Genomic DNA, 25265 nt, shown 5'->3' on the forward strand with positions numbered 1-25265 from the left:
GCCTACGATTTGAGGGTTACAGTAGGCCGGGTAAGCGCAGCGCCACCCGGCTCGCTTTTAGCCCACCGTACCCCAGACCAGATTTCCTTTATGGAACGTTGCGGTACGCGGGGAAATGCGCGCCACGGCTTCGGCGGAACAGGAGGCGTCCACCAGCACAAAGCTGGCGTCATCCTGCGCTTTCGGCCACACGCGCTCCCCTTTGTCGTTCAGCGGCAGCACGTCGCCGGTCGCAATTCCCAGCGAGCGGGAGAGCGTCTGCTCGTTCGGGCGGATGTAGAGCTGGGCGTAAAGATTGGCTTTTTCCAGCATGTCTCCCAGACCGTACGGCGACCAGTGGTCGATCACGCTGTCGGTGCCGGTCATCACAAACACGCCCTTCTCGCGCAGCTGCTTCAGCGGCATATGCAGGGTGCCAATCGGCACGGTCGAAGCGATGGTTACCTGCTGCGCCGCCATGCGGGTGGTGATCTCATCCACCTGCTGTTCGTTGAGCGTCGCCAGCGCGAAGGCGTGGCTGATGGTGAGTTTCCCCTTCAGCGCCGGCGTTTTCTCCACGGTTTCGACCATGTAGTTCACCGCCGCCACGCCCGCCGGGCTGGTTTCGTGCAGGTGAATGTCCACCCCTTTGTCGTAGTCCAGCGCAATCTGGAACATCAGATCGAGAGATTTCTCCATCGCGCCGTCAACGTTGGTTGGATCCAGCCCGCCCACGTAGTGCGCCCCGGCCTGCAACGCCTCGCGCATCAGCTTTTCAGAACTCGACAGCAGCAGCCCGTGCTGCGGGAAGGCGACGATTTCGCAGTCAAAACCAGGTTTGCGGCGCGCCAGGACCGCCTGCAAATTTTCCAGGTTTTTCAGGCCGGAAACCGGCTCAATGTTGCAATGGCTGCGGGCGATGGTGGAGCCTTTCGACTGGATCAGGTCGATCAGCTTTTCCGCACGCTCCTGGGTGTAGGGCTGCAGCTCAGGCAACAGCTTTTGTTCCAGGCGGATCATATCCTGAATCGTGGTGCCCGCCGGGCGGTTGAGCGATCGCCACGGGCCGCCGTAGAAGGTTTTATCCAGGTGGATGTGCATGTCGCGCATTGCCGGGAGCATCAGCTTGTTGCCCGCATCGTAGTGCGGCAGCGTGCCGTCGGCGTGGCGCTTGTTGTCGCGCAGGGCGACGATCTTCCCGTCCTTAATCTCCAGCGTTTTCAGCTCGGTACGGGTGCTCGTCGCCACGCCACCGTCGAAGTTAAAGCCGGCTTCGAGCAGCACGTTGTCCAGATAGTAATGTTTCGCGGTGATATTCATAGGCTTACCGGTCTCGCAGAGTGGCTTTGCGGAGTCAGCAGCATACGCGACGGATCCGGTCGCGCCAAACAGCGCGCAGGCGGTCACCATTTTGCCGCTCTGGCTGATAAATTCACGGCGGCTTTTGTTTTCACTCATCTTATCTTCCTTCATTCACAATATGGGTACCGGTTTCCCCGCGCAGCGCGGCGGGCAGGCAATCTGGCGAGGTGATGATCACCCGCTTGCCGCCGTTGTGTAAAAATTCCAGCGAGGCGACGATTTTGGGCAGCATGCTGCCCGCCGGGAAGTGACCTTCTTCCCTGTAGCGCGTCATCTCCGCTACGTTGACGGTGTCCAGCGCCTGCTGGTTTGGCTTGCCGAAGTTGACGCACACCTTCTCCACGCCGGTGGTAATCACCAGCACGTCGGCGTGGATCTCGCGCGCCAGCAGCGCGGTGGAGAGATCTTTATCAATCACCGCGTCGACGCTCTGGTAATCGCCCTGCGCCGAGCGCACCACGGGAATACCGCCGCCGCCCGCGCCGATCACCACGAAGCCTTTTTGCGTCAGGGTCTTGATCGCATCGGCCTCGACAATGCGCAGCGGCTGCGGAGAGGCCACCACGCGACGATATCCCCGGCCCGAGTCCTCAACAAAGTGCCAGTCCGGGTGCGCGCGCTGCAGCTCGTCGCGCTGCGCCTCGCTGAAGAACGCGCCGATCGGTTTCGTCGGGTGCGTAAAACCGGGATCGTTTTTATCCACTTCCACCTGCGTGACGACCGTAACCGCTTTTTGCTCCCCGCGCGCGGCCAGGCGGTTGTTCAGCGCCTGCTGGATCAGGTAGCCAATGCCGCCCTGGGTGTCCGCCACGCAGTTTGCCAGCGGCGTGAGGGGAAGCCCCTCCTGCTCGTGGGCAATTTCAGCCCGGCGCAGATCCAGCCCCACCTGAGGGCCGTTGCCGTGGGTAAGCACGATGTCATAGTCGGAGGCCAGCATTTCGAGCACCGACTCTGCCACCGCTTTAACCGCCTGCGCCTGATGTTCAACCGACTGGCTGGCGTTGTCTTTGATAATGCTGTTGCCGCCAATGGCGACGACCATAAGCTCTTTCATACGTGCTCCTTCGCAACAGTACCCGGCTCAGCGCTCGCTGCTTCACGGCTATCCAGCACATGCTTCACCACAAACATGCCGCCCATCATCAGATACGCGGTGACGAACATCAGCGAACGGCCTTCGGCAAAGCCCACGACCGGAGCGTGGATCACCCCAAACAGCGCCAGCAGCGCCCCGCCCGCCGCAGCCACGGCACCGCGCAGCGGTTTGTTGATGATGGCGAAAATGGCGATACAACCCCACAGCATGCTGGCGAGCGGTGCCCCGTTCCCCAGATGGACTAATCCTTCGTAGTAGATCCCTTTGCTGTGCAGCACGTCGGTACCGATTTTGGCGGCATTCGTGCCCGCCGCGCCCATCACGCTGTTCATCATGGTCAGCGCCCAGTTGGCGATCCACGGGAACAGACAGATGAAGATCACGGGCACTTCCACCTTCGGCGTTTCCCTCACTACCTGGTTGGCGGTGACCACGCCGATAAACACCAGAATCGGCACGATGGCAGTCATCGGAATGATGGCGAGCATAAACGCCCCCAGTCCGAACAGCGGCACGATGAACATGGTCACGCCGGAGGCCAGCGTATAGCCAATGCTCGCCCCCATCGCTTTCCAGCCGGGATGGCCGACGTAAACCGTCACCGGGAACGGGTTCCCCATCAGGCAGCCGAGCATGGAGGCCAGACCGTTCGCCAGCATGACTTTACGCGTCGGGTATTCATCCCCCGCCGCGTGGGCGCTTTCGATGTTCTCCAGGTCAAAGATGTAGTTCGCCAGACCCAGCGGTACGGCAGAGGCAAGATACGGCAGCGCGTGCGGCAGCCCCTGCAGGAAGCCCTCCACGTGCACCTGCGGCGGGTTAAAGCCGAACGATGACATGGAGGCTTTGATCGCCTCCGGGCTCTGCAGGCCGGAGATCCACGCCAGGGCCGTGCCGGCAATCAGCAGCAGCAACCCGGTTGGGATGCGGGCAAAGATCGGCTTTTTACCAAACCAGTTGATGAAAATCAGCAGCAGCACGATAAACGACACGGTCGGCGCCTCGAACGCTTGCAGCATCGGGTTCATCGCCAGCAGCAGCAGACCCAAACCGGACAGGCACGACAGCAGCACGGTGCGCGGGATCATCTTGCGGATGGTTTCCCCTAAAAACGAGCCGCCCGCCAGGATCATCGCCTCAACAAAGCACCACACCAGGCCAATCTGGATGGCGAACTCCGCATCACCGGTCTGCTGATAGACCGGCATCAGCACCAGGAAGGTCACGGTAAAAATCGACGGCGCGCTCGGGCCGGACGGCAGTGCGGTGACGTCCATGCGTCCGGTGGCGCGCGCCATCTGCATGCCAAACCAGGCGTAGCAAATACTCGCGGTCAGCACCGCCAGCCCGAAGGCTGGCGCAATGCGTCCATAAACAATCTCCTTCGGGATGCCGACGACAAAAATGAGCAACCCCATCATGGTCAGCAAATTGGTCAGGTTGTTGGTCATCAACCCGAAATACGCCGCCCAGTCACCTCTTTTCCACTCCAGTTTCATGTTTTTCATGGATGCATGCCTTATAAAAAGTAGCGATCGCGGAAGGTCAACAGCGCCTTTTCAAAACAGCTAAACGGCGGGTGAACGATGCCCGCCCCAATCATGCCGATGCCCGCATCTTTATGCGCAATAGCGGTGTTAATTACCGGCAGAATGCCGCTGCCGGCGACTCTGGTGATGTCGATGGCGGTCGGGATCCCCATAAACGAGAGCAGCGGAATAGTGACGTTCGGGTTTTCGCCAAGGGTGATTTCGCGCATCTGACGGGAGAAGTCGATAGCTTCCTCCACCGTGCCGCCCACCAGCGCAACGATTGCCGGGGCCGTCGCCATCGCAAAACCGCCGATGCCGTAGGTTTCGGTGATGGCGCTGTCGCCGATATCCAGCCCGGAGTCTTCCGGCTTATAGCCCGCGAACATCGGGCCGATAACCTGCTGCGCCGGGCCGGTGAACCACTGCCCTGGCAGGCCGGAAACGCGCAGGCCGAACTCGTAGCCGTTACGCGCCATGGTGGTAACCACGGTGCTGTATTCAATGCCGTGGGCGGCGTCCAGGGCGGCTTTACACATCGCCATCCACGTCGGGCCGGAGAAGTAGTCGCTGCTGGCAACAAACTCGAACACCTCGCGCTGCTGCTCAACCGGATAGCCCGCCTGGATCAGCCCCGGCGTCAGCGTCTGGATCAGCAGCGTGGTGCCAGCATTGTTGCGGTTGTGGCACTCATCGCCCATGTGCAGCGCCTGGGCCAGCATCAGGCGCAGGTCGATTTCGCCGATAATCTTCATCGCGTCGCGCAGCATCGGGCCGAGCACGTCCCGCATCCAGTTCAGGCGGTCGATGACGCTCTGGTCGTTGGCCCCCATGCGCAGGATCTTCGCCATCTGCTCGCTGAGGTTGGTGAAGGCGCGGTTGCCGTAGGTTTTGTTCTCAACAATGTGCATAAACATCGACGCAGAGGTGACGCCCGCCATGGAGCCCACGCAGTCATGCTCGTGGCATGGCGAGAAGGTGATCTCGCCAGAGGCGGCAAGCCGTGCCGCGTCGTCCAGATCTTTCGCCAGCCCTTCAAACACCAGCGCACCGGTGACCGCGCCTTTCATCGCGCCACACATGTTTTCCCAGGAGACAGGCGGACCAGCGTGCAGAATGGTGGTGCGGGTCATCCCCGGCACAACATTAATCGCCTGGTCATAGCCCACCAGCACCGGATGGGACTGGATAATGCGCTCAAGCGCGATTTGGTTGGCGGCGGCGATCTTCTCCGCCAGCGGTTTTTCCGCCAGCTGATCCAGCGCTTCAACCACCTGCATATTGCCCTGCCCCGGCGGCGTCCAGTCGAGCTGGGTCACGGGAACGTGCTGCTTTTTAAGATCGTCGCTGAACATCGCGATACCCACGTTAATGACGTTCAGCGGCTGGTTAAATAAGGTGGTCATTATGCGTTCTCCCCTTTGCAGACAAATTCGCGTGCCAGTAATCCGGTGTTGGTGCTGCTGCTGGCCCAGATGACGCCTGCGTCGGTCAGCATCTGGCACTGCTCTGCCAGCGACTGCGGATCCTGATCGGTGCCGAGCACGTATCCGAGGATCTCAAGCGGACGGTTATCGGCCTTCGCGATGGCCTGCGCCTCTTTGATCGCCTCAATCATCACCCCCACTGGATCCTCGTGCGCGCCGAAGCCCAGCACAAAGTCCATCACGATGACGCCCACTTCCGGATCGCGCGCCTCCTGCAGCAGGCGGCTGATGCGGTTGGTCGGGTCGATCATCGGATGCGGTTTGCCGTTGGTGAAGTCATCGTCGCCAAAGTCGAGGAAGGTGTGGGCTTTACTGACGCTGACGTCCGGCAGGCGTTTAGCGGGATCCGGCTGGATATTGCTGTACACGTCGTCGAACTTCTCCAGCGCGGCAAACATCGCTTCGTCGCACAGGGTGCCGCCGCAGAACAGGCCGCGAATGTACTTCTGCTGCGGGGTCAGGCGGGCGCGCACCTCTTCAATCAATGGCCAGTTGAGCGGATGCAGATCAAGGGACTCTTTTTTGATGCCGGTAAGCAAAACGGACTTCAGCGCCGCCTCTTTGGTGCCGCGCGCAAACTGCAGTCCGTCCTCATCGGCGGGCGGTTCATTGCGCCCGAGGAAGCAAACAACCAACGGCTTGCGGCAGGCTCTGGCGCGGGCCAGTACCTTTTCTGCCACGGCAGGAGCCGCTGGTTTGGAGATCAGCGCGATAACCTGGGTGCCCTCGTCGGCTTCCAGCATGTCGATGGCGTCCAGCATCATCAGGCCGCCAATTTTCTCGCTGAGATCTCGCCCGCCGGTGCCAATCAGCTGCGACACGCCGCCGCCGAATTCATGGATGCGCACGCTCAGCTCCTGGCTGCCGGTGCCAGATGCGCCGACGATGCCAATCGGTCCGCGACGCACCGCGTTGGCGAAGCACAGTCCCGCGCCGTTGATGATGGCGGTGCCGCAGTCCGGCCCCATCATCAGCAGTCCTTTCTGGTGCGCCAGCTGCTTCAGCGCCAGCTCGTCGTCGAGCGAGACGTTATCGGAGAAGAGCATCACGTTGAGATCGTTTTCCAGCGCCTGACGCGCCTCGCGGGCGGCGAAGGTGCCGTTGACGGAAATCACCGCAAGGTTGCTCTCCGGGCGATGGGTTTTAGCGCTGGCAATCGTCGCGTAGCGCGCTTCATGGGAGCCCGTGCTCTCTTTACGCGTGAACAGCGCTTCAATAGCGGCCAGCGTTTCATCATTCGCCGCGTCGCCTTTAATGACGATCATCAGGTCGCCGTTTTTCGCCTCATTTAATTCCGGCGTTAACAGCCCGAGGTTTTTTAATACGCCCTTATTCATTTCCGTTGCCATGGCGACAAAGGCCTGTTCAACGCCCGGCAATTTATTGGCTTTAGTGGAAACGGACATTAATGACACGGAGTCAAAATAGGTGTTCTTTTTTATGACAATTTTCGTTGGCATTATTTTCTCCTGAAAGCGGATAAAAGGGGGCCGCCGTCGAGCACAATGCACGTCGGTAAAAAATGCTTTATTTAATTAGCGGCCAGCCGGGACGGGCTGACCGATTGTTTTACGCGCCCGCCGCCAGCAGCAGGTCGGCAATCTCAGTGAAGCCTTTCTCCCGCGCCAGTTCGAGCGGGGTTTTGCCGTATTTGTCGGTCATATGCGGGTTCGCGCCGTGATCCAGCAGCAGCTTCACGATCGCCTGCTGCTTTTCGCCGCCGTCGTTTAACACGATGGCTTCCAGCAGCGGCGTCCAGCCGACAAAGTTGGTGTGGTTAACGTTGATATCGGTTTTTTCCAGCAGCTCGCGCACGATCTCCACGTGCCCTTTTTCACTGGCAGGCGTAATGCCCACGCCGCCAAAACGCGTCAGGCGGTCGAGATCCGGATTCGCGGGTAATACCAGCCGCAGGAGGGTTAAATCATTCGTCAGGCAGCTAATGAGGAAAGGGTTAAAGCAGGTCTGATCCTGTTTATCAATATCTGCCCCGGCGGCAATTAAAAATTCTACGCAGGAATAGTGTTTTTTCAGGCTGGCAATCGTAACGGCGGTTCTTTTCTGGCGATTAGTGGCGTTAATATCCACGCCTTTCTCCAGACAGGCTTTTAGCGCATCGCTATTGCCCTCTTCTGCCGCCAGCAGAAATTCGGTAACCAGTTCAGTTGCAGACATATTCAGACTCCCGATGTTTTTCTTTCTGTTGACCTGAGAATAGCAACAGCCTGGTCATAAAAGAATCCGCTTAAAAATGATTCATCGACAGTCAATTCATTGTTGAGTTAAATTCAACAGTTCGGTCAAAACGTGCGTCTGTGCAACCTTTTTCTTATGTTTAACCGCTTTTTAGTGCATCAAAACGCATTATGCTTATATCTGATAAAGCCTTATGCACCAGGGCTTTCGGCAAAGCGTCAGAACTGTGATCGGCTTCAAATACGTTGTAACAGCGTTGTTAAAATATGTTCAAAACTGATGTCTGAGGGAGCCGTGATATGAATTCCATCTTTACCGAAGAGAACCTGCTGGCCTTCACCACCGCCGCCCGCTTTGGCAGCTTCAGCAAAGCCGCCGCCGAACTGGGCGTCACCACCTCTGCCATCAGCTACACCATTAAGCGCATGGAGACCGGGCTGGACGTGGTGCTGTTCGTGCGTAACACGCGCAGCATTGAACTGACCGAGTCCGGCTTTTACTTTTACCGCAAAGCCACCGACCTGCTTAACGACTTTCACGCCATCAAGCGCGGGATTGATACCATCTCACAGGGCATCGAGGCGCGGGTGCGCATCTGTATCAACCAGCTGTTGTATACGCCGCGCCATACCGCGCGGCTGCTGCAGGTGCTGAAAAAGCAGTTTCCCACCTGCCAGATCACCGTCACCACCGAGGTCTATAACGGCGTATGGGACTCCATTATCAACAACCAGGCCAATATCGCCATTGGCGCACCGGACACGCTGCTCGACGGCGGCGGAATTGACTACACCGAAATCGGCGCTATCCGCTGGGTGTTTGCCATCGCGCCGGCGCACCCGCTGGCGTTCGTTCCGGAACCGATAGCGGAAAGCCAGCTGCGCCTGTACCCCAACATCATGGTGGAAGATACCGCGCACACCATTAACAAGAAGGTGGGCTGGCTGCTACACGGGCAGGAGGCGATTCTGGTGCCGGACTTTAATACTAAATGCCAGTGTCAGATTCTGGGCGAAGGGATAGGTTTTTTACCGGAACATATGGCGCGGGAAGCGGTGGAAGACGGGCTGCTGGTGACGCGGCGTATCAATAACCCGCGTCAGGATTCGCGCATGCTGCTCGCCACGCAGCATGCCGCGACCGGCCAGGTCACGCGCTGGATCAAACAGCAGTTTGGCCCCCAGGGCGTGCTGACCGGGATCTACAGCGACTTACTCTGGCGTGCTTAGCTCTTACTCTGAACCCAGAAAGCGTGGATAAGACCCGGGATGTAGCCCAGCAGCGTCAGAATAATGTTGATAATAAACGCCCACCCGAAACCTTTGCCCAACAGCACGCCCAGCGGCGGCAACAGGATGGTAAAAACAATACGCCAAAAACCCATATCAAAACTCCGTGCAAGCTAATCCATTGAAAATAATAAAGAGAACTATCTCTAAGCATAGCCAGTTTACCTGTCTGCGCCAGTTCTCTCCCCCGCGTTTACCCTCTTTTACGCTTTTGACGCTGGCGTAATGCGCACAATTACTTTAGCATTAACTTAATTAAGCAAATACTAAAATATCATGACCGAACTCGAACAGCTTCAGGCCAGCGCAGAGCAGGCCGCAAACCTTTTAAAAGCGATGAGCAATCCGCGTCGCCTGCTGATCCTCTGCACGCTGTGCGGCGCCCCCGGCACCAGCGCGGGGGAACTGGCCCGCGCGACGGGGCTAAGCCCTTCCGCCACATCGCAGCATCTGGCGCGCATGCGTGAGGAAGGTCTGATTGACAGTACCCGCGAGGCGCAGCGCATTCGCTATTTCATTAAAAACGATGCGGTGCATCAGCTCATCAGTACCCTGAAAACCCTTTATTGCCCGTAAGGAGCCGCCATGTCACTTCCCCTTATTTCGCCGCGCGAGGCCAGCGCCCGCATCGCTGAAGGTGCAAAGCTGATTGATATTCGTGATGCCGACGAGTACGCCCGCGAGCATATTCCCGCCGCGCAGTCCATGCCGCTGGATACCTTACCCGGTGGACTTAAAACGCACGCGGGCGAAACGGTGATTTTTCACTGCCAGTCTGGCGCCCGCACCTCAGGCAATGCCGATCGCCTTGCGCAGGCTGCCGCCCCCGCTCAGGCACTGGTGGTCGAAGGGGGCATTCAGGGCTGGAAGCTGGCGGGTCTGCAGACTGTCGAAGACAAAACCCAGCCGCTGCCGCTGATGCGTCAGGTGCAAATTGCCGCCGGGCTGCTCATTCTCTGCGGCGTGGTGCTGGGCTATAGCGTCTCCGACGGCTTTTTCCTGCTCAGCGGCTTCGTAGGAGCGGGGCTGCTGTTCGCCGGGGTGACCGGTTTTTGCGGCATGGCGAGGCTGCTCAAGGTGATGCCCTGGAACCGTCGTACCTCATAAGCAGTAATCGCTGAAATACGCTGTACCCGCCGTCATACGTGGGCTAAGGTGAAGATCGCTAAAACGATGAGGAGGTAATATGTTTTCTGTCGGTGATTATGTACAACCGCGTAAAGGCGGCCCGAAGCTGAAAGTGCTTGAAGTGAATGGTGACAGCGTTGTGGCGGTACAGGCCAGCAATGAGCAAGGCGAGAAATATACCCTGAAAGCGGCCGATCTGGCGCCGTATACTGAAGACGGTGATTTCGGCGTCTGCTGAAAAAATGCCGGGCGGTGTGTTCCGCCCGGTTTACCTGTTTAGATCAGAAAATCTTCCAGTGATTTGCCGTTTGCCAGCGCGCTGGCAATAGGCTTCGGCGTGCGGCCCTGGCCGGTCCACGTTTTCTCCTCACCGTTCTGGTCAATAAAGCGATATTTGGCATCACGCGGCTTGCGCTTTTTCACTGGCTTACCCGCCTGCCCCAGTTCAGAGCCCAGCAGATCGGTCGGTGAAATACCATCGGCTTTCATTCGTTCCAGCAGGGCATTAATTTTCTCCTGCTGCTCAGCCCGCTGCTGCTCTAATTCCGCCAGCTCACTACGTTTCTCTTCAGCAACGACCCTGACCTTTTCCAGCATTTCCTCAAGAACGTCCAGGGATAATTCGCGTGCCATGGCGCGCAGAGTTCGGATATTATTAAGATTCTGTAACGTCAAAGACATATTATTTGAAAACCTTCTCTTTAGGGTAAATAGATAAATCACCGACAGAATAATTCATTTCCGCTGAAATATCTACCCGCGGGGCGTCCCTGCCAATAGCGTAAATATGTTTTACTGCCACCCTTAATATTATCTTATAACGCCTGTGGGATACGCATGGATTCAATCACCCCATCAATATAAATGGTCATCCTTAATCAAAATTTCAGCATCCTGCGCTGTCCAAAAGCGGGTTGACGCCCTCGTCAGTGCGAAGAGATACAACCCTATGATTTACATTAAAAAATCATCACACGAGACACATTATAACGAAGCGAACAAAAAACCATCAATTTTAGAGAATTTTGTGGACAAAACGCGTTTAAATAAAAATTAATCACTAGTTGTTAGTTCAAACATAGAGATATACGCTATACACGTCAAACAAACCAACCTAAAGCACTAATCGCTTCGGGAAAATCGTTTCTTTTGTGTTCTTCTCAAGGAGTTCAGACATGTTCTCACCGCAATCACGCCTTCGCCATGCCGTGGCGGATACTTTCGCGATGGTTGTCTACTGTTCCGTTGTGAACATGCTGATCGAAATATTCCTCTCCGGAATGACCTTCGAGCAGTCACTTTCTTCTCGTCTGGTGGCGATCCCGGTCAATATTATTATTGCATGGCCTTACGGCTTATACCGCGATGCCGTCATGCGTTTCGCACGTCGTATCAGCCCCGCAGGCTGGGTGAAAAACCTGGCGGACGTTCTGGCCTATGTGACGTTCCAGTCGCCGGTTTACGTGGCTATTCTGCTGACGGTGGGCGCGGACTGGCACCAGATCGCTGCGGCCGTCAGTTCGAATATTGTGATTTCAATGCTGATGGGGGCGGTGTACGGCTATTTCCTCGACTACTGTCGCCGCCTGTTTAAGGTCAGCCAGTACAGCCAGGCAAAAGCGTGATGTGAAGCGACTGGCGCATGCCAGTCGCAAATTTACTGTACGTCGCCAAACAGTCCCTTCAAAAACCGTTCCAGCGCCATACGCGAGCTGAAACCATGCGGAATACCATAATGCTCATGCGTCTCTCCGCCTAAATAGAGCGGAAATTGCTGATAGTGATCGCAGGTTTTAATATCCGAGGCAGGCTCAGCAAATGACAGGCTTCTGTCTTTCAGCGTCGGGTGAATAATGAGAGCGGTACGTCCCATTCTTGCTTCACGATTAACGTAAACATAATTCTCGCCACGGCGATATCCATACGCTTTTGGCGTCACCTCATCCATGGTGAATCCCTCTTTTTCAAGAACGCGCGCCACCTCATCAGGTCGTAAATACATATCTTTTCCTCGTTATCTTTTCCTGCCCGGCAACCTTACAGTATTCAGCATTAGCAGGGCTTTCAGAATAGTCCATAAACTGCCGGATAACGCGTGATGCGCTTCAGATATTAAATTTCTGAACTAAACTGAACGGGAACGCAAAATTACGGAGGATCGTATGTTTAACAGACCGAACCGAAACGATATTAATGACGATGCGCAGGATATTCGTAATGATGTCAGCCAATTAGCGGACACGCTGGAAGAGGTGCTGAAATCCTGGGGAAGTGACGCGAAGGACGAAGCGGATGCCGCAAAACGTAAGGCTCAGTCTCTGCTCCGTGAAACCCGCGCGCGCTTAAACGGCCGCACGCGTACGACACAGGCTGCCTGCGATGCGGTCAGCTGCGCAACGACCTTCGTGCGCGAGAAGCCGCTCTGTACGCTCGGCACGGTAGCGGCAGTCGGTATCTTTGTGGGCGCTCTGCTTAGCCTGCGTAAATAACCCGCTCACGCACCGTTATCTGCCCCGGTGGTCAGTGGCTGCCGGGGCTTTTCTTTGCCTTCTCGCCTGTAAAACCCGCATAGCCTGCCCTGCCCCGCTGTGCTCATCATCGGGACAACATCAATCTGAATTTCCCATATCTTGTATGGTTGAAAATTAAGACAACTACATCTAGTATTCCTTTTAGCAAGACATACACACCCTGACGCGATGATTCGCGCCGTTCTCTCATTTTAAATGGAAATACGAATCATGAGCATTATTATTTACACTCGTAACGATTGTGTTCAGTGCCACGCAACTAAACGGGCGATGGAAAGCCGCGGCGTGGCCTTTGAGATGGTGAATATTGACCAGCAGCCCGAGGCCGCCGATACCCTTCGCGCGCAGGGTTTCCGTCAGCTTCCGGTGGTGGTGGCCGGGGAGACCAGCTGGTCTGGCTTCCGTCCGGACATGATCAACCGCATCGCCGCGCAGGCCGCACGGGCATGAGCAGACTGGTGTTCTTCTCCAGCAGCTCGGAAAACACGCTCCGTTTTATTGAGCGCGTCGGGCTGCCTGCGGTGCGCATTCCGCTTAACGAGCGGGAGCGGATCCGGGTAGAGGAACCTTACATTCTGGTGGTGCCCAGCTATGGCGGAGGCGGCACGGCGGGCGCAGTGCCTCGCCAGGTGATCCGCTTTCTGAACGATCCTCATAACCGGGAGCTGATCCGCGGCGTCATTGCGGCGGGGAATCGCAATTTCGGCGACGCCTTTGGCCGCGCCGGAGATGTCATCTCTCAAAAATGCGGCGTGCCGTATCTCTATCGCTTTGAGCTGATGGGGACACAGCAGGACGTCGAAAACGTGCGTAAAGGAGTGAACGAATTTTGGCAACGACAACCGCAGAACGGGTAATGCAGGCGACGCCGGATTACCACGCATTAAACGCGATGCTTAACCTCTATGACCGGGAGGGACGCATTCAGTTTGATAAAGACCGTGAGGCGGTGGACGCCTTTTTTGCCGCCCACGTGCGGCCCAACAGCGTGACCTTTACGAGCCAGGATGAACGTCTCGACCACCTGGTTAACGAGGGTTACTACGACGCGCGCGTCCTCACCCGCTACGAACGCGCCTTCGTCGTGAAGCTGTTTGAACGCGCCCACGCCAGCGGCTTTCGTTTCCAGACGTTCCTTGGCGCGTGGAAGTTCTACACCAGCTACACCCTGAAGACCTTTGACGGTAAGCGCTACTTAGAAAGCTTTGAAGATCGCGTGGTGATGGTCGCGCTGACCCTGGCGCAGGGCGATGAAGCGCTGGCGCAACAACTCACCGACGAGATCCTCTCCGGCCGCTTCCAGCCCGCCACGCCCACCTTTCTCAACTGCGGCAAAGCCCAGCGCGGTGAGCTGGTCTCCTGCTTCCTGCTGCGTATCGAAGATAATATGGAGTCGATTGGCCGCGCGGTGAACTCGGCGCTGCAGCTTTCCAAACGCGGCGGCGGCGTGGCGTTTTTGCTCTCTAACCTGCGCGAAGCAGGCGCGCCGATCAAGCGCATCGAAAACCAGTCCTCGGGCGTGGTCCCGGTGATGAAAATGCTGGAGGATGCGTTCTCCTATGCTAACCAGCTTGGCGCGCGCCAGGGCGCGGGAGCGGTTTATCTGCACGCGCACCATCCAGACATTCTGCGTTTTCTCGATACCAAGCGCGAAAACGCCGACGAAAAAATCCGTATCAAAACCCTGTCGCTTGGCGTGGTGATCCCGGATATCACCTTTAAACTGGCCAAAGAGAATGCCGAGATGGCGCTCTTCTCGCCGTATGACGTTGAGCGAATCTATGGCAAAGCCTTTGGCGACGTGGCCATCAGCGAACTTTATGACGTGCTGGTAGCCGACGAGCGCATTCGCAAAAAATATATCAACGCCCGCGATTTCTTCCAGACGCTTGCCGAAATTCAGTTTGAGTCCGGCTATCCGTACATCATGTACGAAGATACGGTAAACCGCGCGAACCCGATTGCCGGGCGCATCAACATGAGCAACCTGTGCTCGGAGATTTTGCAGGTCAACAGCGCGTCCGGCTATGACGAGAATCTGGACTATGCGGAGATCGGCAAAGACATCTCCTGCAACCTCGGGTCGCTGAATATCGCCCACACCATGGATTCACCCGACTTTGGACGCACGATAGAAACCGCCATTCGCGGGCTGACAGCGGTGTCGGACATGAGCCACATCCGCAGCGTGCCGTCCATTGAGGCGGGCAACGCTGCGTCGCACGCTATCGGGCTGGGGCAGATGAACCTCCACGGCTATCTGGCGCGGGAGGGCATCGCCTACGGCAGTCCGGAAGGGCTGGACTTCACCAACCTCTATTTTTACACCGTCACCTGGCACGCACTGCATACCTCGATGATGCTGGCGCGCGAGCGCAACCAGCGTTTCGCGGGCTTTGAGCAGTCCCGCTACGCCAGCGGGGCGTATTTTAGCCCGTATCTTGACGGCGACTGGCAGCCGAAAACCGAAAAAGTACGCGAACTGTTTGCTCGTGCCGGGATCGTGTTGCCGACGCGCGCGATGTGGCAGCAGTTGCGTGATGATGTGATGCGCTACGGCATCTACAACCAGAACCTGCAGGCCGTACCGCCAACCGGTTCGATCTCCTACATCAATCACGCCACGTCAAGCATTCACCCGATCGTGTCGAAAATTGAAATTCGTAAAGAAGGCAAAACCGGACGCGTTTACTACCCAGCCCCGTTTATGACCAATGAGAACCTGGCTTTGTACCAGGACGCGTATGAGATCGGCCCGGAAAAAATCATCGATACCTACGCCGAGGCGACGAAACACGTGGATCAGGGACTGTCGCTGACGCTGTTCTTCCCGGATACCGCCACCACGCGGGACATCAACAAAGCGCAGATCTACGCCTGGAAGAAAGGTATCAAGACGCTCTACTACATTCGCCTGCGCCAGCTTGCGCTGGAAGGCACCGAAATTGAAGGCTGCGTGTCCTGCGCGCTGTAAGGAGAAAGGATGAAACTGTCACGCGTGAGTGCCGTTAACTGGAACAAAATCCAGGACGATAAAGACCTGGAGGTATGGAACCGCCTGACCAGCAACTTCTGGCTGCCAGAAAAGGTCCCGCTCTCCAACGATATTCCGGCCTGGCAAACCCTGAGCCACGCCGAGCAGCAGCTGACGATCCGCGTCTTTACCGGCCTGACGCTGCTCGACACCATTCAAAATACCGTCGGCGCACCGGCTCTGATGAGTGACGCGCTGACGCCGCACGAAGAGGCGGTGATGTCGAACATCAGCTTTATGGAGGCGGTGCACGCCCGCTCCTACAGTTCGATTTTCTCCACGCTGTGCCAGACCAAAGACGTGGACGCGGCCTACGCATGGAGTGAAGCAAGCGAGTCACTACAGAGAAAGGCGGAGCTGGTGCTGACGTATTATCGGGCCGACAAGCCGCTGAAGAAGAAGATCGCCAGCGTGTTTCTGGAATCCTTCCTCTTCTATTCTGGCTTCTGGCTGCCCATGTACTGGTCGAGCAGGGGCAAGCTCACCAACACCGCCGATTTGATTCGCCTCATCATTCGTGATGAAGCGGTGCACGGGTATTACATTGGCTATAAGTATCAGAAAGGCCTGGAAAAGGTCAGCGACGCGGAGCGAGAGGAGCTCAAAGGGTTTGCGCTTGATTTGCTGATGGATCTGTACGACAACGAGCTGAGCTATACCGAAGAACTCTACGCTGGTACCGGCTGGGAGGAAGACGTGAAGGCCTTCCTCTGCTACAACGCCAACAAGGCGCTGATGAACCTGGGTTACGAGGCGCTTTTCCCACCGGAGATGGCGGAGGTGAACCCGGCGATTCTGTCCGCGCTGTCGCCCAACGCCGACGAAAACCACGATTTCTTCTCCGGGTCGGGTTCATCGTACGTGATGGGCAAAGCGGTGGAAACTGAGGATGAAGACTGGGATTTTTAATGAACGTTAACGTTCGTTAATTTAATATAAACCCAACAATTTCCTCTCTAATATTTACAAAGCAACTACACTGTCATTTCTGCGTCATATTCGCCTGAATCACCCGATTCAGGCGAAATTCTCCTGCGCCACAGCAAAAAATTGAGAAAAATTCAGATCACGCTCAGCCCTTTACTCATGGGAAATTCAGCCGTTTCGCTTCCCTGAAAATTCACGTCATAAGCAAACCCAGGGTTGTCTCAGATTCTCAGTATGTTAGGGTTATGCCCGTTAACAATTTACCATGGTAATCATATCGACATAAACAAATAACAGGACACTCTCTATTGCATGGCAATTAAATTAGAAGTGAAAAATCTTTATAAAGTATTTGGCGAGCATCCGCAGCGCGCATTCAAATATATTGAGAAAGGCCTTTCGAAAGAGCAAATTCTGGAAAAAACCGGGCTATCGCTTGGCGTTAAAGACGCCAGTCTGGCCATTGAAGAAGGCGAGATTTTTGTCATCATGGGATTATCCGGTTCGGGTAAATCCACTATGGTTCGCCTTCTCAATCGCCTGATTGAACCCACCCGCGGACAGGTACTGATTGACGGCGTGGATATCGCCAGAATATCAGACGCCGAGCTTCGCGAGGTGCGCAGAAAGAAGATTGCGATGGTATTCCAGTCATTCGCGCTGATGCCGCACATGACGGTACTGGATAATACCGCCTTCGGCATGGAATTAGCCGGCACGCCTGCGCAGGAACGTCAGGAAAAAGCCCTTGATGCCCTGCGTCAGGTAGGGCTGGAAAATTATGCGCATGCGTACCCGGATGAACTTTCCGGCGGTATGCGTCAGCGCGTGGGATTAGCCCGCGCATTAGCCATTAATCCAGACATTTTATTAATGGACGAAGCTTTCTCCGCCCTCGATCCGTTAATTCGCACCGAGATGCAGGATGAGCTGGTAAAATTACAGGCTAAACATCAGCGAACCATTGTCTTTATTTCCCACGATTTGGATGAAGCCATGCGTATTGGCGACCGTATTGCCATTATGCAAAACGGTGAAGTGGTGCAGGTCGGCACGCCGGATGAAATACTCAATAATCCGGCGAATGATTATGTCCGCACCTTCTTCCGTGGCGTGGATATTAGCCAGGTCTTTAGCGCCAAAGATATTGCCCGTCGAACGCCAAACGGCATTATTCGTAAAACCCCAGGCTTCGGCCCGCGCTCGGCGCTTAAGCTGCTGCAGGACGAAGACCGTGAATACGGTTATCTGGTTGAACGCGGCAATAAATTTGTCGGCGTTGTCTCCATCGACTCTCTGAAAACCGCGCTTAGCGAAAACCAGGGCATCGATGCGGCGTTGATTGACGCTCCGCTTGCCGTGGACGCCGAAACGCCGCTCAGCGAGTTGCTCTCTCACGTAGGGCAGGCGCCGTGCGCCGTGCCGGTGGTGGGTGAGGAACAACAGTACGTCGGCATCATCTCAAAACGGATGCTGCTGCAGGCTTTAGATCGCGAGGGGGCAAACAATGGCTGACCAAACTAACCCGTGGGGAACCACTGAAGCAGCGGATAACGCTGCACAATCCGCCGACGCGTGGGGTTCCACGCCAGCCCCCGCCGACGGCGGCGGCGCGGCAGACTGGCTGAACAGCGCCCCCGCGCCTGCGCCAGAACACTTCAACATCATGGACCCGTTCCATAAAACGCTGATCCCGCTGGACAGCTGGGTCACGGAGGGGATCGACTGGGTGGTGACGCACTTCCGCCCGGTGTTCCAGGGGATCCGCATCCCGGTGGATTACATCCTGAACGGCTTCCAGCAGCTGATGCTGGGCATGCCGGCACCGGTGGCGATTATCCTGTTCTCCCTGATCGCCTGGCAGTTTGGCAGCGCCGGCATGGGTGTCGCCACGCTGATTTCGCTGATTGCCATCGGCGCGATTGGGGCCTGGTCGCAGGCGATGATCACCCTGGCGCTGGTGCTGACCGCCCTGCTCTTCTGCGTTGTCATCGGCCTGCCGATGGGGATTTGGCTGGCGCGCAGCCCGCGGGCGGCGAAGATTATCCGTCCGCTACTGGATGCAATGCAGACCACCCCGGCGTTCGTCTATCTGGTGCCGATTGTGATGCTGTTCGGCATCGGCAACGTGCCGGGTGTGGTGGTCACCATTATCTTTGCCCTGCCGCCGATTATTCGTCTGACCATTCTCGGGATCAACCAGGTGCCTGCGGACCTGATCGAAGCGTCACGCTCGTTCGGTGCCAGCCCGCGCCAGATGCTGTTTAAGGTTCAGCTCCCGCTGGCCATGCCAACCATCATGGCGGGCGTTAACCAGACGCTGATGCTGGCCCTGTCGATGGTGGTGATTGCCTCGATGATCGCCGTTGGCGGTCTCGGTCAGATGGTGCTGCGCGGCATTGGCCGTCTCGACATGGGGCTGGCCACCGTCGGCGGCGTCGGGATCGTGATCCTCGCCATTATTCTTGACCGCCTGACCCAGGCCGTCGGTCGCGATTCACGCAGTCGCGGCAACCGTCGCTGGTATTCCACCGGCCCTGTCGGGTTACTCACCCGCCCCTTTAGAAAATAAGGAACAACGATGCGACATAACGTCCTTTTTGCCACAGCGTTTGCCACCCTTGTCTCCACCAGCACGTTCGCGGCTGATCTGCCGGGCAAAGGCATTACCGTGCAGCCGGTGCAGAGCACCATTTCGGAAGAGAGCTTCCAGACCCTGATCGTCAGCCGCGCGCTGGAAAAACTCGGCTACACGGTTAACACGCCGAGCGAAGTGGATTACAACGTGGGCTATACCTCGATTGCCTCCGGTGACGCCACCTTCACCGCCGTGAACTGGCAGCCGCTGCACGACGACATGTATGCCGCCGCCGGTGGCGACAAGAAATTCTACCGTGAAGGCACCTTTGTCACTGGCGCGGCGCAGGGATATCTGATCGACAAGAAAACAGCCGACCAATACCACATCACCAATATCGAACAGCTGAAAGATCCGAAGATCGCCAAACTGTTCGACACCAACGGTGACGGCAAGGCCGACATGATGGGCTGCTCGCCGGGCTGGGGCTGCGAAGCGGTGATTAACCACCAGAACAAGGCGTTCGATCTGGCGAAAACGGTCGACGTGAGCCACGGCAACTATTCTGCGATGATGGCCGACACCATTGCCCGCTTCAAAGAGGGTAAACCGGTGATTTACTACACCTGGACGCCATACTGGGTGAGCGACGTGCTGAAGCCGGGGAAAGACGTGGTGTGGCTGCAGGTGCCGTTCTCCTCCCTCCCGGGCGAGCAGAAAGATATCGACACCAAACTGCCGAACGGTATGAACTACGGCTTCCCGGTGAACACCATGCATATCGTGGCGAACAAAGCCTGGGCCGAAAAAAACCCGGCCGCGGCGAAGCTGTTCTCGGTGATGAAGCTGCCGCTGGCGGACATCAACGCCCAGAACGCGATGATGCACGCGGGTAAATCGTCTGAGGCAGATGTCAAAGGCCACGTCGACGGCTGGATCAAAGCCCACCAGCAGCAGTTTGACGGCTGGGTGAAAGAGGCGCTTGAGGCGCAGAAGTAAAAAACAAAACCCTACCCCTCACCCTCTCCCCTGTACATCCCAAAGGGAAGAGGGTGAGGGCTAACCGCACAAACACACACACAACAATCCCCCAACATTCACAATCATTCGCTATTATGGTTTCCGGAAAAATAATCACTTAACTAACGATTCCTGAAACCAATGACAAAAACAGCTCAAGGGCTTAGCCCCGCACTCATTCTTTTAATGTCCGTGGCCACGGGTCTGGCCGTCGCCAGCAACTATTACGCGCAACCTCTTCTCGACACCATCGCCCGCGCGTTTGACCTTTCCGCCAGTTCAGCAGGCTTTATTGTCACCGCAGCCCAGCTCGGTTATGCCGCCGGGCTGCTGTTCCTGGTGCCGCTCGGCGATATGTTTGAACGCCGAATGCTGATCGTCTCCATGACCCTGCTGGCCGCCGGTGGGATGCTGATCACCGCCAGCAGCCAGTCGCTGACGATGATGATTATCGGTACCGCGCTGACGGGGTTGTTCTCCGTGGTCGCGCAAATCCTGGTTCCGCTCGCAGCGACCCTCGCCTCCCCGGAAAAACGCGGCAAGGTGGTGGGCACCATCATGAGCGGCCTGCTGCTGGGGATTTTGCTGGCGCGTACCGTTGCCGGGCTGCTGGCAAGCCTCGGCGGCTGGCGCACCGTATACTGGGTGGCGAGCGTGCTGATGGTCATCATGGCGCTGGCACTGTGGCGCGGGCTGCCAAAAGTGAAGCAGGAAAATCACCTGAACTACCCGCAGCTGCTGGCCTCCGTTTTCAGCCTGTTCACCCAGGATAAACTTCTGCGCACCCGCGCCCTGCTGGGCTGCTTCACCTTCGCCAACTTCAGCATTCTGTGGACGTCGATGGCGTTTCTGCTGGCCGCGCCGCCGTTCAATTATTCCGAAGGGGTGATTGGCCTGTTCGGTCTGGCCGGTGCCGCAGGCGCACTGGGCGCGCGTCCCGCAGGCGGGCTGGCCGACAAGGGCAAATCCCACCTGACCACCTCCGCGGGGCTGATATTACTCCTGCTCTCCTGGGCGGCAATCTGGTATGGGCACGTCTCGGTGCTGGCGCTGATCGTCGGTATCCTGGTGCTCGATCTCACCGTGCAGGGCGTTCACATCACCAATCAGACCGTCATCTATCGCGTGAAGCCAGAGGCGCGTAACCGCCTGACGGCCGGGTACATGACCAGCTACTTCATTGGCGGCGCGGCGGGCTCGCTCATTTCCGCCTCGGCATGGCAGCATGCCGGCTGGTCAGGGGTATGTGCGATCGGCGCCATCGTCGCCACGCTTAACCTTCTAGTATGGTGGCGCGGCTACCATCGTCAGGATGCAATTCATTAAGTTTTACATTGCGTTGGCCTCTTAGGGTGTTAAGAGGCCCTTCACTCTGTTAATGTAAACGTAATCATTTATCCCAGAAATTTTAATGTGGGTGACATATTTACAATTGGCATGAATAGTTCAGACCCCCGTCCTCACATCCTCTCTTCAGCGGGTTCACACCCTACGCTTTCTGTGCTCACCGGGTCACGGACTTACCCGGCGCTTTCTGATGGTGACATTAATTTGGCGGATATAACCGCACAAATAATTCATTTACATTATTTGTCACTATCGTTACTATATCGGCTGTAATTAATGAGGTTATGCCCAAATGGATAGTTCGTTTACGCCCATTGAACAAATGCTTAAATTCCGCGCCAGTCGCCATGAGGACTTCCCGTACCAGGAAATCCTGCTGACTCGCCTGTGCATGCACATGCAGGGTAAGCTACTGGAAAACCGTAATAAAATGCTGAAAGCTCAAGGGATTAACGAGACATTGTTTATGGCGTTGATCACGCTGGAGTCTCAGGAAAACCACAGCATTCAGCCTTCCGAGCTGAGCTGCGCGCTGGGCTCCTCCCGTACCAATGCGACCCGAATTGCCGATGAGCTCGAAAAGCGTGGCTGGATTGAGCGCCGTGAAAGCGACAACGATCGCCGCTGCCTGCATCTGCAACTGACCGATAAAGGTCACCAGTTCCTGCGCGAGGTGCTGCCACCTCAGCACAATTGCCTGCACAAACTCTGGTCCGCCCTCAGCACCGCCGAGCGTGACCAGCTTGAGCACATCACTCGCAAGCTGCTCACCCGTCTGGACCAGATGGATGAAGACGGCGCCGTTCTTGAGGCGCTGCGCTAACGCGACGACACGCTCACCATTCCAGATTCATAAGAAAACCGACAGGCCAGCACGTCACACTGCTGGCCTTTCTGACAACAGGTCGGCTCAGCCGATGTGAAAATAAGAAGATCGTGGAGAACAACAATGAGCGCAAATGCGGAGAGCACTACCCCGCAGCAACCGGCCAACAAGAAAGGCAAACGTAAGAGCGCCCTTCTTCTGTTGACCTTGCTCTTTATCATTATTGCCGTGGCATATGGGATCTATTGGTTTTTAGTACTGCGTCATGCTGAAGAGACTGACGACGCGTACGTGGCAGGGAACCAGGTACAAATTATGGCGCAGGTGTCGGGCAGCGTGACGAAAGTCTGGGCTGACAATACCGACTTTGTGCAAAAAGGCGATGTGTTGGTGACTCTCGATCCAACCGACGCCCAGCAGGCGTTTGAAAAAGCACAGACCGCGCTGGCCTCCAGCGTCCGCCAGACCCGCCAGCTGATGATCAACAGCAAGCAGCTGCAGGCCAACATCGACGTGCAGAAAACCGCACTCGCACAGGCGCAGAGTGACCTGAACCGCCGCGTGCCGCTCGGCACCGCCAACCTGATTGGCCGTGAAGAGCTGCAGCACGCCCGCGACGCCGTCGCCAGCGCTCAGGCACAGCTGGATGTGGCCATTCAACAGTACAACGCCAACCAGGCGATGGTGCTGGGCACCAGCCTGGAAAACCAGCCTGCCGTTCAGCAGGCGGCGACCGAAGTGCGCAACGCGTGGCTTGCCCTGCAGCGTACTAAAATCGTCAGCCCGATGACCGGCTATGTCTCCCGTCGTTCCGTTCAGCCTGGGGCGCAGATTAGCCCGACCACGCCGCTGATGGCGGTCGTACCGGCAGACAACCTGTGGGTCGACGCCAACTTTAAAGAGACGCAGCTTGCGCATATGCGTATCGGCCAGACCGCGACGGTTGTCAGCGACATCTATGGCGATGACGTGAAGTACACCGGGAAAGTGGTGGGTCTGGATATGGGGACCGGCAGCGCCTTCTCCCTGCTGCCTGCGCAGAACGCCACCGGTAACTGGATCAAAGTCGTACAGCGTCTGCCCGTGCGTATCGAACTGGATGCTAAGCAGCTGGCGGATCATCCGCTGCGTATCGGCCTCTCCACGCTGGTGACGGTTGACACCGCCAACCGCGACGGTCAGATCCTGGCAAGCCAGGTGCGTAGCAGCCCGGCTTATGAAAGTAACGCCCGTGAAATTAGCCTCGATCCGGTCAACAAGCTGATCGATGACATCGTGAAGGCAAACGCCGGTTAATCCGAAGGTGAGCGTTATGCAACAGCAAAAGCCGCAAAAACCGCTGGAAGGCGCGCAGCTGGTCATTATGACCATTGCGCTGTCGCTGGCGACATTCATGCAGGTGCTGGACTCCACCATCGCAAACGTGGCGATCCCAACCATCGCCGGTAACCTTGGCTCGTCGCTGAGCCAGGGGACCTGGGTCATTACCTCGTTTGGGGTGGCAAACGCCATCTCCATTCCGATCACCGGCTGGCTGGCAAAGCGCGTCGGTGAGGTGAAGCTGTTCCTCTGGTCCACGGTGGCGTTTGTACTGGCCTCGTGGGCGTGCGGCATGTCCAGCAGCCTGACGATGCTGATTTTCTTCCGCGTCATTCAGGGGATTGTCGCGGGGCCGCTGATCCCGCTTTCCCAGAGTTTGCTGCTGAGCAACTACCCTCCCGCAAAACGTTCCGTCGCGCTGGCGCTCTGGTCGATGACCGTTATCGTCGCGCCTATCTGCGGACCGATTCTGGGCGGGTACATCAGCGATAACTACCACTGGGGCTGGATCTTTTTCATCAACGTACCGATTGGCGCCGTCGTGGTATTGATGACGCTGCAGTCGCTGCGGGGACGAGAGACGCGCACCGAACAACGGCGTATCGACAGCATCGGGCTGGCGCTGCTGATCCTGGGTATCGGCAGTCTGCAGATCATGCTCGACCGCGGTAAAGAGCTCGACTGGTTCAACTCGCAGGAAATTATCATCCTGACCATTGTCGCGGTGGTGTCGATCAGCTTCCTGATCGTCTGGGAGCTGACGGACGACAACCCGATAGTCGATCTCTCGCTGTTTAAGTCGCGAAACTTCACCATCGGCTGCCTGTGTATCAGCCTCGCCTATATGCTCTACTTCGGCGCGATTGTTCTGCTGCCGCAGCTGTTGCAGGAGGTGTATGGCTATACCGCCACCTGGGCGGGTCTGGCGTCAGCACCCGTTGGGGTGATCCCGGTCCTGCTGTCGCCGATAATTGGCCGCTTCGCCCATAAGCTCGACATGCGTCGGCTGGTGACGTTCAGCTTCATCATGTATGCGGTGTGCTTCTACTGGCGTGCGTATACCTTTGAGCCGGGAATGGACTTTGGCGCCTCGGCGTGGCCGCAGTTCATTCAGGGCTTCGCGGTGGCGTGCTTCTTTATGCCGCTGACCACCATCACGCTCTCTGGCTTACCACCCGAGCGTCTGGCAGCCGCGTCGAGCCTGTCGAACTTCACCCGTACGCTGGCGGGCTCCATCGGTACGTCGATCACCACCACCCTGTGGACGAACCGCGAATCGATGCACCACGCTCAGCTGACCGAAGCAGTGAACCCGTACAACCCGAATGCTCAGCAGATGTATAGCCAGCTTCAGGGGATGGGAATGACGGAGCAGCAGGCGTCCGGCTGGATTGCCCAGCAGATCACCAACCAGGGGCTGATTATCTCGGCCAACGAGATTTTCTGGATATCGGCAGGGATCTTTATCGTCCTGCTGGGGCTGGTGTGGTTTGCCAGACCGCCGTTTGGTGCCGGTGGCGGCGGTGGCGGCGCGCACTAGTCTTGCGCGCGGGTTGCTCGTTCTGTGCGACGGTTGCCCGGTGGCGCTACGCTTACCGGGCCTACGAACGTAGGCC

At 57.1% G+C, this 25265-nt stretch carries 26 protein-coding genes; 17 read left to right on the forward strand and 9 right to left on the reverse strand.

Features of this window, described 5'->3' with window-relative positions; translation table 11 throughout:
- Positions 1-57 precede the first annotated feature (57 nt).
- The 6 genes from ACMWJS_RS08105 to ACMWJS_RS08130 form a co-directional block, all read right to left on the reverse strand.
- The gene (locus tag ACMWJS_RS08105) at positions 58-1437 is read right to left on the reverse strand and encodes an amidohydrolase family protein (protein ID WP_414746926.1); all 1380 of its coding nucleotides are present in this window, start codon (positions 1435-1437) and stop codon (positions 58-60) included.
- Position 1438: 1 nt separating this feature from the next.
- A complete protein-coding gene (locus ACMWJS_RS08110) occupies positions 1439-2395 on the reverse strand; it encodes a carbamate kinase family protein (RefSeq protein ID WP_414746927.1) in 957 nt (318 codons plus the stop codon).
- Entirely contained in the window at positions 2392-3945 is a 1554-nt protein-coding gene (locus ACMWJS_RS08115; RefSeq protein ID WP_334755571.1) for a xanthine permease, read from the reverse strand. The genes ACMWJS_RS08110 and ACMWJS_RS08115 overlap by 4 nt, the downstream gene beginning before the upstream one ends.
- 11 nt (positions 3946-3956) lie before the next feature.
- Positions 3957-5372, reverse strand: coding sequence for a DUF1116 domain-containing protein (locus ACMWJS_RS08120; RefSeq protein WP_334755572.1), 1416 nt, complete (start codon positions 5370-5372; stop codon positions 3957-3959).
- Positions 5372-6913, reverse strand: coding sequence for an acyl-CoA synthetase FdrA (fdrA, locus tag ACMWJS_RS08125; RefSeq protein WP_414746928.1), 1542 nt, complete (start codon positions 6911-6913; stop codon positions 5372-5374). Before fdrA ends, ACMWJS_RS08120 begins: the two co-directional genes overlap by 1 nt.
- Before the next feature lie 109 nt (positions 6914-7022).
- The gene (locus ACMWJS_RS08130; RefSeq protein ID WP_196352678.1) at positions 7023-7628 is read right to left on the reverse strand and encodes an ankyrin repeat domain-containing protein; all 606 of its coding nucleotides are present in this window, start codon (positions 7626-7628) and stop codon (positions 7023-7025) included.
- Between the two features lie 320 nt (positions 7629-7948).
- Between ACMWJS_RS08130 and ACMWJS_RS08135 the strand changes: the two genes are divergently transcribed.
- Entirely contained in the window at positions 7949-8878 is a 930-nt protein-coding gene (locus tag ACMWJS_RS08135; protein ID WP_048029256.1) for a LysR substrate-binding domain-containing protein, read from the forward strand.
- Here the strand turns inward: ACMWJS_RS08135 and ACMWJS_RS08140 are convergent.
- Positions 8875-9033 (reverse strand): YqaE/Pmp3 family membrane protein, encoded by a 159-nt coding sequence (locus tag ACMWJS_RS08140; protein WP_045909293.1) that lies wholly within the window; start codon positions 9031-9033, stop codon positions 8875-8877. The two genes, ACMWJS_RS08135 and ACMWJS_RS08140, sit on opposite strands and share 4 nt — an antisense overlap.
- A gap of 181 nt (positions 9034-9214) precedes the next feature.
- Between ACMWJS_RS08140 and ACMWJS_RS08145 the strand changes: the two genes are divergently transcribed.
- From ACMWJS_RS08145 to ACMWJS_RS08155, 3 genes are all read left to right on the forward strand, one after another.
- Complete coding sequence (locus ACMWJS_RS08145) at positions 9215-9514, forward strand: ArsR/SmtB family transcription factor (RefSeq protein WP_048029255.1); 300 nt, start codon at positions 9215-9217, stop codon at positions 9512-9514.
- A 9-nt stretch (positions 9515-9523) separates the two neighbouring features.
- The gene (locus ACMWJS_RS08150) at positions 9524-10045 is read left to right on the forward strand and encodes a rhodanese family protein (protein WP_414746929.1); all 522 of its coding nucleotides are present in this window, start codon (positions 9524-9526) and stop codon (positions 10043-10045) included.
- Positions 10046-10124: 79 nt separating this feature from the next.
- A complete protein-coding gene (locus ACMWJS_RS08155; protein WP_048029253.1) occupies positions 10125-10304 on the forward strand; it encodes a hypothetical protein in 180 nt (59 codons plus the stop codon).
- 38 nt (positions 10305-10342) lie between these two features.
- Here ACMWJS_RS08155 and stpA read toward each other — a convergent pair whose 3' ends face one another.
- Positions 10343-10747 carry a DNA-binding protein StpA gene (stpA, locus tag ACMWJS_RS08160; RefSeq protein ID WP_048029252.1) on the reverse strand — a complete coding sequence of 135 codons (405 nt, stop codon included), beginning with the start codon at positions 10745-10747 and terminating at the stop codon, positions 10343-10345.
- A gap of 494 nt (positions 10748-11241) precedes the next feature.
- On the opposite strand from stpA, the gene alaE reads away from it, so the two are divergent.
- Positions 11242-11691 (forward strand): L-alanine exporter AlaE, encoded by a 450-nt coding sequence (gene alaE, locus ACMWJS_RS08165; RefSeq protein WP_023617655.1) that lies wholly within the window; start codon positions 11242-11244, stop codon positions 11689-11691.
- Between the two features lie 32 nt (positions 11692-11723).
- On the opposite strand, the gene ACMWJS_RS08170 is transcribed toward alaE, so the two are convergent.
- Positions 11724-12068, reverse strand: coding sequence for a DUF2002 family protein (locus tag ACMWJS_RS08170; RefSeq protein ID WP_008502568.1), 345 nt, complete (start codon positions 12066-12068; stop codon positions 11724-11726).
- A gap of 160 nt (positions 12069-12228) precedes the next feature.
- Here ACMWJS_RS08170 and ACMWJS_RS08175 point away from each other — a divergent pair, with 160 nt between their 5' ends.
- The 12 genes from ACMWJS_RS08175 to emrB all read left to right on the forward strand — a co-directional run bounded on the left by ACMWJS_RS08175 (position 12229) and on the right by emrB (position 25189).
- Positions 12229-12555, forward strand: a complete 327-nt coding sequence (locus tag ACMWJS_RS08175; protein ID WP_008502569.1) for a DUF883 domain-containing protein — start codon at positions 12229-12231, stop codon at positions 12553-12555.
- A gap of 252 nt (positions 12556-12807) precedes the next feature.
- The gene (gene nrdH, locus ACMWJS_RS08180) at positions 12808-13047 is read left to right on the forward strand and encodes a glutaredoxin-like protein NrdH (RefSeq protein WP_008502570.1); all 240 of its coding nucleotides are present in this window, start codon (positions 12808-12810) and stop codon (positions 13045-13047) included.
- Positions 13044-13454, forward strand: a complete 411-nt coding sequence (gene nrdI / locus ACMWJS_RS08185; RefSeq protein WP_024907682.1) for a class Ib ribonucleoside-diphosphate reductase assembly flavoprotein NrdI — start codon at positions 13044-13046, stop codon at positions 13452-13454. Before nrdH ends, nrdI begins: the two co-directional genes overlap by 4 nt.
- Entirely contained in the window at positions 13427-15571 is a 2145-nt protein-coding gene (gene nrdE, locus ACMWJS_RS08190; protein ID WP_414746930.1) for a class 1b ribonucleoside-diphosphate reductase subunit alpha, read from the forward strand. Before nrdI ends, nrdE begins: the two co-directional genes overlap by 28 nt.
- A gap of 9 nt (positions 15572-15580) precedes the next feature.
- Positions 15581-16540, forward strand: a complete 960-nt coding sequence (gene nrdF / locus ACMWJS_RS08195; protein ID WP_048029250.1) for a class 1b ribonucleoside-diphosphate reductase subunit beta — start codon at positions 15581-15583, stop codon at positions 16538-16540.
- A gap of 330 nt (positions 16541-16870) precedes the next feature.
- On the forward strand, positions 16871-18073 hold the full coding sequence (gene proV, locus ACMWJS_RS08200) for a glycine betaine/L-proline ABC transporter ATP-binding protein ProV (RefSeq protein ID WP_008502574.1): 1203 nt from the start codon (positions 16871-16873) through the stop codon (positions 18071-18073).
- Positions 18066-19130, forward strand: a complete 1065-nt coding sequence (proW, locus tag ACMWJS_RS08205; protein WP_248222190.1) for a glycine betaine/L-proline ABC transporter permease ProW — start codon at positions 18066-18068, stop codon at positions 19128-19130. The genes proV and proW overlap by 8 nt, the downstream gene beginning before the upstream one ends.
- A gap of 9 nt (positions 19131-19139) precedes the next feature.
- Positions 19140-20135, forward strand: a complete 996-nt coding sequence (gene proX, locus ACMWJS_RS08210) for a glycine betaine/L-proline ABC transporter substrate-binding protein ProX (RefSeq protein ID WP_048029249.1) — start codon at positions 19140-19142, stop codon at positions 20133-20135.
- Between the two features lie 162 nt (positions 20136-20297).
- Entirely contained in the window at positions 20298-21482 is a 1185-nt protein-coding gene (locus ACMWJS_RS08215) for an MFS transporter (protein ID WP_414746931.1), read from the forward strand.
- Positions 21483-21795: 313 nt separating this feature from the next.
- Complete coding sequence (gene mprA, locus ACMWJS_RS08220; RefSeq protein ID WP_023308933.1) at positions 21796-22326, forward strand: transcriptional repressor MprA; 531 nt, start codon at positions 21796-21798, stop codon at positions 22324-22326.
- A 126-nt stretch (positions 22327-22452) separates the two neighbouring features.
- On the forward strand, positions 22453-23625 hold the full coding sequence (gene emrA / locus ACMWJS_RS08225) for a multidrug efflux MFS transporter periplasmic adaptor subunit EmrA (protein ID WP_045909303.1): 1173 nt from the start codon (positions 22453-22455) through the stop codon (positions 23623-23625).
- Between the two features lie 16 nt (positions 23626-23641).
- A complete protein-coding gene (gene emrB, locus ACMWJS_RS08230) occupies positions 23642-25189 on the forward strand; it encodes a multidrug efflux MFS transporter permease subunit EmrB (RefSeq protein WP_028014182.1) in 1548 nt (515 codons plus the stop codon).
- Positions 25190-25265: the final 76 nt, after the last annotated feature.

Origin of the sequence: Enterobacter sp. HK-058-C-ECC, assembly GCF_047531125.1 — a bacterium.
GTDB classification, from domain to species: domain Bacteria; phylum Pseudomonadota; class Gammaproteobacteria; order Enterobacterales; family Enterobacteriaceae; genus Enterobacter; species Enterobacter quasiroggenkampii.

What these genes read in the sequence shown, in the direction of transcription:
- proV (WP_008502574.1), top strand. Translation starts at nt 16,871, where the DNA reads ATGGCAATTAAATTAGAAGTGAAAAATCTTTATAAAGTATTTGGCGAG.
- alaE (WP_023617655.1), top strand. Translation starts at nt 11,242, where the DNA reads ATGTTCTCACCGCAATCACGCCTTCGCCATGCCGTGGCGGATACTTTC.
- ACMWJS_RS08140 (WP_045909293.1), bottom strand. Translation starts at nt 9,033, where the DNA reads ATGGGTTTTTGGCGTATTGTTTTTACCATCCTGTTGCCGCCGCTGGGC.
- nrdI (WP_024907682.1), top strand. Translation starts at nt 13,044, where the DNA reads ATGAGCAGACTGGTGTTCTTCTCCAGCAGCTCGGAAAACACGCTCCGT.
- ACMWJS_RS08110 (WP_414746927.1), bottom strand. Translation starts at nt 2,395, where the DNA reads ATGAAAGAGCTTATGGTCGTCGCCATTGGCGGCAACAGCATTATCAAA.
- nrdF (WP_048029250.1), top strand. Translation starts at nt 15,581, where the DNA reads ATGAAACTGTCACGCGTGAGTGCCGTTAACTGGAACAAAATCCAGGAC.
- stpA (WP_048029252.1), bottom strand. Translation starts at nt 10,747, where the DNA reads ATGTCTTTGACGTTACAGAATCTTAATAATATCCGAACTCTGCGCGCC.
- ACMWJS_RS08120 (WP_334755572.1), bottom strand. Translation starts at nt 5,372, where the DNA reads ATGACCACCTTATTTAACCAGCCGCTGAACGTCATTAACGTGGGTATC.
- proW (WP_248222190.1), top strand. Translation starts at nt 18,066, where the DNA reads ATGGCTGACCAAACTAACCCGTGGGGAACCACTGAAGCAGCGGATAAC.
- ACMWJS_RS08115 (WP_334755571.1), bottom strand. Translation starts at nt 3,945, where the DNA reads ATGAAAAACATGAAACTGGAGTGGAAAAGAGGTGACTGGGCGGCGTAT.
- ACMWJS_RS08145 (WP_048029255.1), top strand. Translation starts at nt 9,215, where the DNA reads ATGACCGAACTCGAACAGCTTCAGGCCAGCGCAGAGCAGGCCGCAAAC.
- fdrA (WP_414746928.1), bottom strand. Translation starts at nt 6,913, where the DNA reads ATGCCAACGAAAATTGTCATAAAAAAGAACACCTATTTTGACTCCGTG.
- ACMWJS_RS08105 (WP_414746926.1), bottom strand. Translation starts at nt 1,437, where the DNA reads ATGAGTGAAAACAAAAGCCGCCGTGAATTTATCAGCCAGAGCGGCAAA.
- ACMWJS_RS08175 (WP_008502569.1), top strand. Translation starts at nt 12,229, where the DNA reads ATGTTTAACAGACCGAACCGAAACGATATTAATGACGATGCGCAGGAT.
- ACMWJS_RS08170 (WP_008502568.1), bottom strand. Translation starts at nt 12,068, where the DNA reads ATGTATTTACGACCTGATGAGGTGGCGCGCGTTCTTGAAAAAGAGGGA.
- mprA (WP_023308933.1), top strand. Translation starts at nt 21,796, where the DNA reads ATGGATAGTTCGTTTACGCCCATTGAACAAATGCTTAAATTCCGCGCC.
- emrB (WP_028014182.1), top strand. Translation starts at nt 23,642, where the DNA reads ATGCAACAGCAAAAGCCGCAAAAACCGCTGGAAGGCGCGCAGCTGGTC.
- ACMWJS_RS08135 (WP_048029256.1), top strand. Translation starts at nt 7,949, where the DNA reads ATGAATTCCATCTTTACCGAAGAGAACCTGCTGGCCTTCACCACCGCC.
- ACMWJS_RS08155 (WP_048029253.1), top strand. Translation starts at nt 10,125, where the DNA reads ATGTTTTCTGTCGGTGATTATGTACAACCGCGTAAAGGCGGCCCGAAG.
- ACMWJS_RS08130 (WP_196352678.1), bottom strand. Translation starts at nt 7,628, where the DNA reads ATGTCTGCAACTGAACTGGTTACCGAATTTCTGCTGGCGGCAGAAGAG.
- ACMWJS_RS08150 (WP_414746929.1), top strand. Translation starts at nt 9,524, where the DNA reads ATGTCACTTCCCCTTATTTCGCCGCGCGAGGCCAGCGCCCGCATCGCT.
- ACMWJS_RS08215 (WP_414746931.1), top strand. Translation starts at nt 20,298, where the DNA reads ATGACAAAAACAGCTCAAGGGCTTAGCCCCGCACTCATTCTTTTAATG.
- proX (WP_048029249.1), top strand. Translation starts at nt 19,140, where the DNA reads ATGCGACATAACGTCCTTTTTGCCACAGCGTTTGCCACCCTTGTCTCC.
- nrdH (WP_008502570.1), top strand. Translation starts at nt 12,808, where the DNA reads ATGAGCATTATTATTTACACTCGTAACGATTGTGTTCAGTGCCACGCA.
- emrA (WP_045909303.1), top strand. Translation starts at nt 22,453, where the DNA reads ATGAGCGCAAATGCGGAGAGCACTACCCCGCAGCAACCGGCCAACAAG.